9 protein-coding genes are annotated in these 13043 nt (G+C 36.9%); 5 read left to right on the forward strand and 4 right to left on the reverse strand.

Going from position 1 to position 13043, the window contains the following annotated elements:
• Window positions 1-161: 161 nt before the first annotated feature.
• Both ACFINA_RS01805 and ACFINA_RS01810 read left to right on the forward strand, forming a co-directional pair.
• Entirely contained in the window at window positions 162-371 is a 210-nt protein-coding gene (locus ACFINA_RS01805; RefSeq protein WP_012754908.1) for a cold-shock protein, read from the forward strand.
• A gap of 318 nt (window positions 372-689) precedes the next feature.
• A complete protein-coding gene (locus ACFINA_RS01810) occupies window positions 690-1892 on the forward strand; it encodes a pyridoxal phosphate-dependent aminotransferase (RefSeq protein WP_375614973.1) in 1203 nt (400 codons plus the stop codon).
• A gap of 1162 nt (window positions 1893-3054) precedes the next feature.
• On the opposite strand, the gene ACFINA_RS01815 is transcribed toward ACFINA_RS01810, so the two are convergent.
• Both ACFINA_RS01815 and trxB read right to left on the reverse strand, forming a co-directional pair.
• Window positions 3055-3960, reverse strand: a complete 906-nt coding sequence (locus ACFINA_RS01815) for a LysR family transcriptional regulator (RefSeq protein WP_273791217.1) — start codon at window positions 3958-3960, stop codon at window positions 3055-3057.
• Between the two features lie 42 nt (window positions 3961-4002).
• On the reverse strand, window positions 4003-4959 hold the full coding sequence (gene trxB, locus ACFINA_RS01820) for a thioredoxin-disulfide reductase (protein ID WP_375606331.1): 957 nt from the start codon (window positions 4957-4959) through the stop codon (window positions 4003-4005).
• A gap of 310 nt (window positions 4960-5269) precedes the next feature.
• On the opposite strand from trxB, the gene ACFINA_RS01825 reads away from it, so the two are divergent.
• On the forward strand, window positions 5270-6664 hold the full coding sequence (locus ACFINA_RS01825) for a TrkH family potassium uptake protein (RefSeq protein WP_375606332.1): 1395 nt from the start codon (window positions 5270-5272) through the stop codon (window positions 6662-6664).
• Between the two features lie 1234 nt (window positions 6665-7898).
• On the opposite strand, the gene ACFINA_RS01830 is transcribed toward ACFINA_RS01825, so the two are convergent.
• Both ACFINA_RS01830 and greA read right to left on the reverse strand, forming a co-directional pair.
• Window positions 7899-8957: a glycosyltransferase family 4 protein gene (locus ACFINA_RS01830; RefSeq protein ID WP_375606333.1), complete on the reverse strand. Its 1059-nt coding sequence runs from the start codon at window positions 8955-8957 to the stop codon at window positions 7899-7901.
• Window positions 8958-8974: 17 nt separating this feature from the next.
• Entirely contained in the window at window positions 8975-9448 is a 474-nt protein-coding gene (greA, locus tag ACFINA_RS01835) for a transcription elongation factor GreA (protein ID WP_375609123.1), read from the reverse strand.
• A gap of 336 nt (window positions 9449-9784) precedes the next feature.
• On the opposite strand from greA, the gene ACFINA_RS01840 reads away from it, so the two are divergent.
• Window positions 9785-10099 carry an SH3 domain-containing protein gene (locus tag ACFINA_RS01840; RefSeq protein WP_375606335.1) on the forward strand — a complete coding sequence of 105 codons (315 nt, stop codon included), beginning with the start codon at window positions 9785-9787 and terminating at the stop codon, window positions 10097-10099.
• Between the two features lie 260 nt (window positions 10100-10359).
• The gene (gene uvrB, locus ACFINA_RS01845; RefSeq protein WP_375606336.1) at window positions 10360-12669 is read left to right on the forward strand and encodes an excinuclease ABC subunit UvrB; all 2310 of its coding nucleotides are present in this window, start codon (window positions 10360-10362) and stop codon (window positions 12667-12669) included.
• The last annotated feature ends 374 nt before the right edge of the window (window positions 12670-13043 follow it).

Below are 13043 nucleotides of genomic sequence, written 5' to 3' on the forward strand. Positions count from 1 at the left end.
ACTTTTATAGAGGTTTCATCGAATTTTCGGTTACGTGACTTTCTTTCCTGTGCAATCTGCACTTTCGACGAAACTTCTCCCACCTAATTTCGATCTACAGCCGTATTGAAGGGATAAAAGCTTCAATGCTCAATATAATTATATATTCTAAGGAGTTTCCTATGTCTACAGGAACAGTTAAGTGGTTTAATACAACAAAAGGTTTCGGATTCATTCAGCCTAGTGATGGTAGTGCAGATGTATTTGTACACATTTCTGCCGTCGAGCGTTCAGGTCTAAACAGTCTTAATGAAGGGCAAAAAATCTCTTATGATGTTCTTCAAGATCGTCGTTCAGGAAAATTTGCCGCTGGTAACCTTGCAGCACTTTAAAGTTTAAATTCTGCAATATTTTATTTAGAAATCTTCGTCTGTAACGACGAAGATTTTTTATTTTTTATAAAACATTATTTTACCTTGTTAAAATAAAAGACTGCTTATCTCCTTTGTACAATTTATCAAACCTCCTCTATCTTTCCTTATAAATCTTTCATAAAACCTAAAAAGAAATGACCTTGCAAAAATCTCAAAAAAGAAGAATATAAAGCCTATGTAAGAGTATTGTGGAAGTTTTTTATTGCATACAATATAATCTCTTATAAAATATTCTTAAAGCAATAATCATTTGATATAATATAAGGATTTTAAATTATGGCTTTTATTGCCGACAAACTGTCTCGTATCAAACCTTCTGCAACAATTGCTGCTTCTCAAAAAGCCCGTTATTTAAAAGCATTAGGGCGAAATGTTATTGCTTTAAGTGCTGGAGAGCCAGACTTTGATACCCCAGACAACATCAAAAACGCGGCTATTGAAGCTATTCGAAGGGGAGAAACAAAATACCCTCCCATATCTGGAATTCCAGAATTGCGCCAAGCAATTTCTGCAAAATTTAAAAGAGAAAATAACCTTCTTTACCAACCAGAACAAATTATTGTTGGTACCGGTGGAAAACAAATTCTCTTTAATGCATTTATGGCAACTTTGAATAGAGGAGATGAAGTCATCATTCCATCTCCTTATTGGGTTAGTTATCCAGAAATGGTCACACTTAACGATGGTACGCCTGTCTTTTTAGAAACAAAAGCGGAATTTTCTTATAAACTCCAACCACAAGAGCTAGAAGCTGCCATTACCCCAAAAACCAAATGGTTTATCTTTAACTCTCCTTCAAATCCATCAGGTGCCGCTTATACATATAATGAACTGAAAAAACTCACCGATGTTTTAGTAAAATATCCTCATGTATATATTCTCACTGACGATATATATGAACATCTCACGTATGAGGGTTTTACCTTTGTTACTCCAGCTCAAGTAGAACCAGCGCTTTATGATCGCACACTCACAATGAATGGTGTTTCTAAAGCTTATGCGATGACGGGCTGGAGAATCGGTTATGCAGGCGGACCACAAGAACTCATTAAAGCTATGGATACCATTCAAGGCCAGCAAACATCTGGCACGAGTGTTATTTCACAATGGGCAGCAGTTGAAGCTCTCAATGGACCACAAGACTTTATCACTAAAAATAAAAGTATTTTTCAAGCACGCCGTGATCTCGTTGTTTCCATGTTAAACCAAGCTCCTGGCATTCACTGTCCAACACCCGAAGGTGCTTTTTATGTTTATCCTTCTTGCAAAGGACTTATTGGTAAGAAAACACCTAACGGTCAATGTATTATGAATGATGAAGACTTTGTCATAGCGCTTCTAGAAACAGAGGCTGTTGCTGTCGTCCAAGGGTCTGCTTTTGGACTTGGATTAACTTTTCGTATTTCTTATGCAACATCAGAAAAACTGCTTGAAGAAGCTTGCTTACGTATCCAGCGCTTTTGCAACAGTTTAACTTAAAATTTTTAACATCATCTCTTGTGATTGTTTTTTGCCGAATGTTAGTATATCCGAGAAAATACCAGAAGCTGCGTCATGGTCTAAATCTATCGATTCAGCAAAAATATCTATGAATAAACACAAAAATAGATGCTGTAGATAAAGATCAAAAAAATCTAGCTATCAAATAAATGAATCAGTCTCTTATCATAAGAGATGACAAGCCTATTCTGCTTTCTCCATTCAATTTATAACTCTAAAAAAGACCGAGCACTTTTAAACACAATTGCCCTTATAATCAAAGGCCCTTACAATAAAATCTCTTCTATTTCTCAGCTTCTTCTTCGTCCTAAAATGAAGAAGAAGCCACCTCCCATCGTTGTGTAAACAATCCAGTTTCCTTTAAGTTCTATCTAATAACTACTTGATTTACTTCATAGGCTTTATGAACAAGACCTGCCTTAAATATTCATCTCACATTCTAATAAAAAGCACTTCATGTATAAGGTTTTAAATATTTTATATCACGCTCCTAAAAGACAGACTTTTACAGTACAGTAGAATACCCCCTCTCAAACTCCTCATTGAATTTTAGTATTCTTAAAAAAATTGTTGGATATCCGCCAGTTTCGAAATTTTTTCTTTATCATCTTCCCATATATTGCAATTTCTAGGGACTCTTTCAAAAATTAAAAAAAAAGCCGGACATATGTCCGGCAAATTTGGAAAATCCTCAGAGATAAAATCAATCTGATAGATCTTCGTAAGGGAACACTCAAGAAAACGAAACTGGGAGGCAACATAATCAAGAGATAATATTCTATGTCATTTTATAAGGAAAAGCACAATAAAGACTTAAGCGTATCTGCTATGCGATAAACACATAGCTTTAAATTTGTCTCCATCATGTACCACTCTCTTTAATTAAATAGTAAAAATGTTAACTACACCATCACACGATTTTCCATTTTTCAATATATAATAACCCTCACCGTTGCTAGCATTCATAAAAAACATTTATCCCTCTTTTCAAAAATATTTACCCGCACAGACTCCCTCCACTTTTAATGTGCAACAAATAATTTTAATTGATTCAATATAGGCAAATTTGAAACGAAAGAATATTACGGGAGTCTCAAGTTGCAAAATAGCTAATTGTCCCTTATAAATTAAGATATTAATATTAAAAAGACCACTGACGGGCTTTTAAAAAAATATAATCTCGAAAAGCATTTAACCTTGCCAAATTCTTTAAATTATAAGGATAACAAAAAAAAGTATCAAAAGAAGGAATATCAACCATATCAGGAAAAAGACGCACTAAATGCTCATCATTATTGACGATATAATCAGGAAGCACAGCAATCCCAAGATCACGCATAAGCGCATTCTTTATTGAGATGATATTGTTGATTTGTAGAACTGAAACGCGCAATGATCCATCACTTCTACCAGCCTTTTCCAACCAATTTAAACCAGACAAATAAGGTGGAACCGGTTCACCGAACGAAATAATACGATGCTCATCGAGATCAGACAATTTTTCCGGCTTTCCATAATTTGCAATATACTTTTCCGAAGCATAAACATGCATATGAATTGTAAAGAGTTTTCTTTGTATAAGATCAGGTTGTTTGGGTTGATGTAAGCGAACAGCACAATCCGCATGACACATTGTCAAATCAAGCTCTTCATCGGAAAGCAAAAGCTGAACCTGCATATCAGGATAAAGACTAAGAAATTCTGGCATACGCTCTGCAATCCACCCTGCCCCCATTCCAAAGGTCGAGGTCACACGCAAGTGCCCCGTTGGTTTTGCATAGCTTTCACTTAATTGCAAACGCACACTTTCAAGCTTCATCAAAACATCATGAGCTGTACGATAAAGAGTTTCTCCTTGTTCTGTAAGAATCAAACCACGCGCATGACGTTGAAATAAGGATACCCCAACCTCTTGTTCTAAAGCCGAAACCTGTCGTGAAACGGCTGATTGAGATAAATGAAGTTTTTGAGCAGCATGCGTAAAAGATCCCGCTTCTGCTGCAGCGTGAAAAACCCTTAACTTATCCCAATCCAACGGTGGCGCCACAATTAATTTTACCTCTATATTCTCTATGTTCTCAATGGGTGACTAACGCTTGAGTATATCCAAAAACCGTTCTGCTTCCAACGCTGCCATACATCCTCTTCCCGCAGCTGTTACAGCTTGGCGGAATGTTTCATCTGTCACATCCCCAGCAGCAAAAACACCAGCAATGCTTGTTGCTGTTGAGTCCGGTGCTGTCCATAAATAGCCACTTTGTTTTTGTTTCAGCTGTCCTTCAAACAGAGAAACAGCAGGATCATGCCCAATGGCAATAAATATGCCCTCTGCATTCACTTTCATCTCGTGACCTGTCTTAACATTTTTCAGACGTGCCCCTGTTACAACAGCGCCCATTGAATCTTGAGCGGGTAGCCCCAAAATTTCTTCGACCACATGATCCCAAAGAACACGTACATTATTACAAGCTAGCAACCTATCTTGCAAAATTTTTTCTGCCCGAAACTGCCCCCGCCTGTGAACCACGCTTACACTTTTAGCCAAATGCGATAAATAAAGTGCTTCTTCAACAGCCGTATTTCCTCCTCCCACGACAATAACGTCCTTATCACGATAAAAAAAGCCATCACATGTCGCACAAGCGGAAACACCTCCGCCCATAAAGGTCTGTTCACTTTCTAAACCAAGCCAGCGCGCTTGAGCTCCTGTTGCAATAATCAGTGCATCACAAGAATATTGTGTTCCTGAATCCCCATATAAAACAAAAGGATACTTCAACAAATCAGCCTTTATAATTGTATCATAGACAATTTTTGTCCCCATATTCTCAGCTTGTTTTGCCATTTGCTCCATCAACCATGGTCCTTGAATGGGATCTGCAAAACCTGGATAATTCTCAACATCAGTTGTAATTGTTAATTGCCCACCCTGCTGCAAGCCCGTCACCAAAACCGGCTTAAGCATTGCTCTTGCTGCATAGATCGCCGCTGTATAACCAGCCGGACCTGAGCCAATAATCAGCAGACGAATATGAGATTGTACCATTAAATCCCCTTCACTTTATTATAAATTAATTATTCTATAAATGATAACGGAATGCAGCCTTTTAAAAAAATATTTTTCAAGAGCCCTAATTATGTTATGTATACTTCTTTTCAAGTTTTATGAAAAGGTCTGATTACCAATTCATCAAGGCGCGCTAATGTTAAGAATTAATCCTTATCCTATAAAGAGAAAAATGTAACTTCTTATGAGCACAAAACCATAATAAAAAGAGATACAAAGATAGGGAACGATCATTTTTCAATTTATTATCAATGTCTGTGCACGTTTTGCCTTAATCATGGGAGGAGCAATGCTTTTGCCAATTTTTGTGGATTTGCACGACAACAATCGTAATTGGATAAGCTTTCTCTATTCTTGTGCCATAACCACCATGTTAGCAACGCTGATTCTTTTAGCAACTAAGGGGGCTACTTGTCGTTTTTCAGCACGCCTTGGTTTTATGCTCACTGTTTGTCTTTGGCTCACAGGAAGCATCGTGGGTGCCTTACCTCTTTATCTTTCCCCTCTACCCATTTCTCTAGCAGGTGCCATCTTTGAATCTGTCTCTGGAATTACAACAACAGGCTCTACAGTCCTTTCGGGTCTTGATAATTTGTCGCGAAGTATTTTGTTATGGCGTTCTATCATATGCTGGATTGGAGGCATCGGTTTTATCGGTTTAGCCCTCTTGATTTTGCCTTCACTGCGTGTGGGGGGAGTACGACTTTTTCATATGGAATCATCTGATAAATCTGAAAAAATATTGCCTCGCATCAACCAAATTGCTAATGGAATTATCATAGCTTATGTTGGTCTCACATTGGCTTGTATGCTTTCTTATTTTGCTGCAGGCATGAATTTATTTGATGCCATTAACCATGCAATGAGTACAGTAGCAACTGCTGGTTTTTCGACTCACGATGCTTCTTTTGGCTATTTTTCTAATACACCAGCTATCTTAATTATCTCAACAATCTTCATGTTGCTTTCTGCTTTACCCTTCGTCCTTTATGTTAAATTAGTTCTTCCTGGACACTCCAAACGCTTCCTTGATCCACAAGTAATTGTTTTTCTCCATATCGTTCTCCTTTTCAGCTTTGCTTTAGCAGTGTGGCTACGGTTTCATGATCATCGCGCTTTCCATTTGGTTTTTCTTGATGCCATTTTTCACCTTTCATCCATTATTAGTACCACAGGTTACAGTGCTGAAGATTATCAACTTTGGGGCCCCTTTGCGCTTGGAATTTTCTTTATTGTTTCTTTTACAGGTGGGTGTGCTGGTTCTACTTCTGGTGGTATGAAAATCAATCGCCTTATTATTCTTTGGCGTATTACACAAACAAATATACAAAAACTTCTTTCTCCTAATGTTGTCGTAAAAGCTCGCTATGATCACTCAAATATATCAAACGATGTTGCTCAAGCCGTTTTATTTTTTGTATGTCTTTATATGTTCTGCCTTGTTATCGGCACTGCACTTTTGCTTACAACCGGTCTTGACTTTACCTCTTCCTTTACAGGTGTCTTAACCGCACTTTCAAATGTTGGTCCAGGCTTTGGAGATATCATTGGCCCTGCAGGTAATTTCTCTACAATCAATGATAATGCTTTATGGATTTTAAGTTTTCTAATGTTAGCTGGACGCCTTGAAATCATAACAATATTCGTCCTTTTTATTCCCGCTTTCTGGCGTGAACAATTCTAATGCATAGAGTATTTTATGCTACCATGATAAAAAATTTACAAGATAAAAAGGCGAGAACAGTATGCGTCATAATATTCACCCCTCACCCAATCTACTGAAGATTTCCTAAAATTTCATACAAAACATCATATCAATGATATAAAAATAATTCAACAAAAACAATCAAATACCAATACTCTCAAAGCCATAACATATAAAACTTCACTTTATTGATCTTCTTTATCAAATAAAGTGGACGCATAGAACATTCTTTTTTACGAATAATCCCTCATGCAAAAATATGAATATTTGCTGATAAAAGTGTTTTTTCTCTTTAATAGAACAACATCTTTATGGAAAATAGAATGCATTCTATTACAAATTTACGAGCTTGTTAAAAAACATCTCACAATACTCATCTTATTCATTTCACAACAATTCTTATGAAAGGTATAAGATCTAATTGGTCCCATCATTTTTACTTAAATAATAAAGTGCATACCGAAACCACAACATAAGATACAATTAGCACCATCATATTATTTTTCTGCTGTTAATGTGCAACAGACTGCATTTCAGACAATTTATAAGAAATCTCTTTACACCTTTCTTAAATAGTTTTTATCCGCCACATGCTCTCTTCCAATTGTGACGTGCAAATGTATAGTTTTTATTGATTTACTATAAACAGATTTGACATGGAAGAATCATACGATATTGAAAGTTCTTATTCAAATTGCAAAGATAAATTATTTATATGATATCAATATATTAATCAGAGCACATTTTGTTTATGAATTTCTACTACCCAAAAATATGTACAACTATTTTATCCATGAAAATACTACAGAAAACCTCAAAAATTTTCTCTCATTTAAGATAAGAATTTTTTTGCTCTATATTTAAGTCTTACAAAACGTAATAATATTAGCATGACAGCGTTAAGATAGTGCATAAATCTCTAGACTTTAAAAGTTAAAGTATTATTTTCTCATTCTAAAATATTGCTGGAATTAAAATAATTCTTCTCTCTCCTCGTATGCTTTGTCATAAGCCATATATCGCTCTCAAACCTATAGATTTTTTAATCTTTGATCCCAAACTTTGAGAACTTCTTATAGCGTTATATGAAAGACATGATAATTTTTTTGAAATAACACTTAATATAATTGAGATGTTTTCTTGATGATCATAAAAAACCTTTAAAGGAAACACTTTTTATCATTCCTCAAGAAGATTTTTGATATAATATATTTTAAAGTATTTTTTCCGCAAACAGTTCTTTGTAAATACTTCCAATCTCAATTGCCTCCTTTTCCAAAGGAAAGTGAGTACGAACATGGGTTAAAGCTTTCTTTCCGGCTGCTAATGTTTTTTCTACATCAGCAAAATAAAGTTCAATCGCTGCCGTTAAAGCCGAACCATCTCCTGCTTTTACAACCGTTCCTGTTTCTGCTACTACCAACTCTTTATAAGCTCCCGCATCACTCGTTACAACCGCAACCTGTGATGCCATTGCCTCTAATGGTGTTAAACCGAAACCTTCTGTACGAGAAGGTGCCACATAAAGTGATAAACGACGATACCATAAAGGTGTATCCAGAATCTCACCAAGAAAAATAATGCGATCATTCAGATCAGCCTTAGCAATCTTTTGGCGTAATTCTTTTTCAAAATGATAATGTTGTTCTGTCGTACGACCAGCAATAAGTGCTGTCCACTCAGGATAGTGGGGCAATAATGCTATCATAGCATCAACAAATAAATCTGTTCCCTTTGAGCTACGCACACGTCCAAAACATCCTACCGCATATTTTCCTGGAAATCCTGTTGAAGAAAAGTAATCATTAAGAGTCTGTGGTGGCGTAAAACGCCTTACATCCACCCCATGCATAATAACCTTGTGAGGCACTTCTAGATAAGCACCCGTATGCGTACTGGTAGCAATAACTCTATCCATACGGCGAATCAACCATTTGGTAAAAGGCTTATGATGGCGTTGTGAAGCCGATGTGAATATAAGCCTCAGCTTCATTCGCAAGATATCGCGTAAAAAGATCCCACAAAGCATCTCAATATTGCGTCGTGCATGCCAAATACGAAATGATTTCCCTTTCGGACTTTTCCAAAGTCCGAAAAGGTCCCTAAAGGTAAGAGCAGGCAAGTTTTGTGGTAATCCAAATCCCAAAGTAGATATACGCACCCCCTGTTCGCGCTGTAGTGGAATAAGCTGAATAATCGTAGATGTCACTCCCGACAAACGCTTTTTTAAATGAGGCGCAATAACCTCAGTTTCTTCCAAAGAGATACGCATAATAATTTAGACATAGTTTAGATGTACTGAACCTCAATGATTTCGTAATTATGCGCACCACCGGGCGCATTCACCTCAATTACGTCACCCTCTTGCTTGCCAATGAGTGCACGTGCGATAGGTGAAGAAATAGAGATTTTACCAATTTTTACATCAGCTTCTTGATCCCCTACAATCTGATACACCTTTTTTTCTTCAGTATCCTCATCCAAGAGTTTAATGGTTGCGCCAAATTTTATTTTGTCACCTGAAAGACGCGAGACATCTATCACTTCTGCTCGTGCGATATAATCTTCAAGCTCATTTATACGCCCCTCATTAAGACTTTGCGCTTCTTTAGCTGCATGATACTCGGCATTTTCTGACAAATCACCATGTGCTCGCGCCTCAGAAATTGCTTCAATAATCCGCGGACGCTCCTGTTGTTGACGCCAACGCAACTCTTCTTTAAGACTTTCAAAACCAGCTGTAGTCATCGGAACTTTTTCCATAATCCGTCCCTTTCTATTACACGGAAAGTTTAATAAAAATACAAAAAACGGCTTCCAAAATTACTTTTGGAATCCGAAAACTACGATCTTTTTCATTATATAGTACAGTCTCTCTGTTTTCCATATAAAAATAAATAAAGGGAACAAAACATGCACCAATAGTGTTTAAAACATCTCATTTTGGTGTTTAAAATATTAAAATTCACTCTACTGCTGAGTCTCCTAAAGAAGAAAGAATTGTATTTTTTTCTGTTTTATCATAGTCTGGCAAAAGAAATCATATGTGATACGAAGAGAGAAGGATAGAAAATTACTAAAGAAGTTCTTTGCAGTAAAATGAAAAAAATCATAATTTTTTTTATGTTTGTTCCTTTCTTTTTAACTACAACGATATCCGAGGCAGCAGAGGCCTTTGTTACGAGAAATCTTAATTTTAGAGCAGGCCCCAGCACTCAGTATGCGCTTTGTGGCTTAATCTCTGCGGGGGAATTGGTCTTTGTCAAAAACTGTGAAGGAAACTGGTGCCATATCCGATATAACGCTCAAATGGGTTGGGTGTCATCTCGTTATCTTTCATTTAAAGATGGAAATGATCTTTATCACACATACACAATGCCTTTAGTGCCCAAACGTACCGATTATTCTCCATAACAGCCATAATAACTTATGCCCTCTTGAATATCATCATGGAAAAAATGCAATAGTGTCTATGAACAACCACAAATATGCTCCCTCCAAAGAAATACTTCGAAGAATTTGTCTCATAGAAAAAACTTGATCAAGATCCTAATGAAAGCTCCAATAAACCAAAACAAATCTGTTCAATAATGTTTTGCTGTTGTTGTAATGAAATTGTAAAAATTAGTATTTTCTTTAAAATCACCAGCACGCTTCTATCAAAGGATACAACAATGAAAAATGGTGTTACTGCAACAGTAGAAGCTCTTTCTGCTCTCATTGCTTCAGGTAATCCTCTTTTTAAGAATGGTGCATTATGGACACCTCACCGCCCTATTCGTCCTGAAAAATCTGAAGGTGGTATTCCATTTCAACTCGAAACATCTTTTAAACCAGCGGGAGATCAACCTCAAGCCATTAAAACTCTGGTTGAGGGAATTCAAAAAGATGAACGTACACAAGTGCTTTTGGGTGTTACCGGCTCAGGAAAAACCTATACAATGGCCAATATCATTGAAAAAACACAGCGTCCAGCTCTGATTTTAGCTCCAAATAAAACTTTAGCGGCACAGCTTTATGGAGAATTTAAAAGCTTTTTTCCTCACAATGCTGTCGAATATTTTGTTTCTTATTATGACTATTATCAACCAGAAGCCTATGTTGCACGCTCTGACACTTATATTGAAAAAGAGTCCTCTATTAATGAACAAATCGACCGGATGCGTCATGCTGCAACACGTGCCGTCTTAGAGCGTGATGATGTTATTATCGTCGCATCTGTCTCCTGCATCTACGGAATTGGTTCCGTAGAAACCTATACGGCTATGACCTTCGAAATAGAAAAAGGGGACAAACTCAATCAACGAAAACTCTTGGCTGATTTAGTCTCTCAACAGTATTATCGACAAGATATCAACTTCGTTCGTGGTTCCTTTCGTGTACGAGGGGATACAATCGAAATTTTCCCTGCCCACCTCGAAGATCGTGCTTGGCGTATTTCGCTCTTTGGCGATGAAGTGGAAACAATTACGGAATTTGATCCTCTCACCGGACAAAAAACAGGCGATCTTCAATCAATTAAAATTTATGCCAACTCACACTACGTAATACCACGCCCAACACTTAACCAAGCGATGAAATCTATCAAAATGGAACTCGTTCAACGCCTCGATGAGTTGAACGAAGCTGGGCGTCTTTTAGAAGCACAACGTTTAGAACAACGTACAGTTTTTGATTTGGAAATGTTGGAAACCACCGGTTCATGTCCGGGAATTGAAAATTATTCACGTTATTTAACAGGACGAAATCCCGGTGAACCACCCCCAACTTTATTCGAATATATTCCACTCAATTCTCTTGTTTTTATCGATGAAAGCCATGTAACCATTCCCCAAATTGGTGGTATGTACCGAGGTGATTTTCGCAGAAAAGCAACTTTAGCAGAATATGGTTTTCGCCTCCCTTCCTGTATGGACAACCGTCCTTTGCGCTTTGAAGAATGGGATGCCATGCGCCCACAAACAATTGCTGTCTCCGCAACACCTGGACGCTGGGAAATAGAACAATCCCATGGTATTTTTGCTGAACAAATCATTCGCCCAACAGGGCTTGTCGATCCAGAAACAGAAATTCGTCCAGCACGCACTCAAGTCGATGATGTTGTGAATGAAATTCGGAAAACAATTCAAAAGGGCTACCGTACATTGGTGACAGTTCTCACAAAGCGTATGGCCGAAAACTTAACTGAATATCTCCACGAACAAGGTATTCGTGTACGCTATATGCATTCCGACATTGATACATTAGAACGCATTGAAATTCTACGCGATCTTCGGCTTGGCACCTTTGATGTCCTCATCGGTATCAACTTGCTCCGAGAAGGCTTAGATATTCCAGAATGTGGTTTTGTTGCCATTCTAGATGCCGATAAAGAGGGCTTTTTGCGCTCTGAAACTTCCCTCATACAAACAATCGGACGTGCTGCACGTAACGTAGATGGCCGTGTTATCCTCTATGCAGATACGATCACTGGTTCCATAAAACGAGCCTTACAAGAGACACAAAGACGTCGACAAAAACAAATGGCCTATAATGAAGAACACCATATCACACCGAAAAGTATCAAAAAAAATATCGGAGATATTCTCAATTCAGGCTATGAAAACAACCATATTCGTACAAATATCCCTGATGTCATCGAGAAAAAAAATATAGTTGGCAACAATTTAGCATCTCATATTAAACACCTCGAAAAATTAATGCATGAAGCAGCTGCTGATCTTAATTTTGAAGAAGCAGCACGCCTTCGCGATGAAATCAAACAATTACAAAAGATAGAACTAGAACTCGCGGAGAATCCCTTAACACATCATAGAGAACAATCCCCCCAAGAGCCCGTGTTACAACCAAGTCTTTTCTCCAAACCAGACCTTGCACACATGGGACCAACCATGGACACTGGTATTTTGGAAAATCAAAAAGGAAAATCTCGTAAAAACACCCCTAATCAAGCAACAATAAAGCGAAAAAAACGCAATCAATGAAGGAGCAAGAAATTTCACACCGCCAAAACTAATCTTTAGCTCTTCTAAAAAACTGACTATCGATGAAGAGCAAACAGTATTGCCCTAAAAATAGATAACAGCAAATATTAAAAATATTCCAATTTTTCTAAGACAACATAAGAGAGGATATTTTACAAAAAATGCCTAAACTTATTGACTTTTTAAAAAATCTTTCTTGTTCAACCTTATTATAAAAATCTTTAAAACTGTAAAAACTTCTAAAATATAAATAAATGCAGACAAATTTTAAAAAATATCTCCCATGAAACAAAATATTACTACAAATATATTATATTTATACAATTATACTATAATATATAATTTAATATTAATCATAATTATATAGTGATAAA

The organism is Bartonella sp. AC10YNML, from assembly GCF_042196825.1.
Classification (GTDB): domain Bacteria; phylum Pseudomonadota; class Alphaproteobacteria; order Rhizobiales; family Rhizobiaceae; genus Bartonella.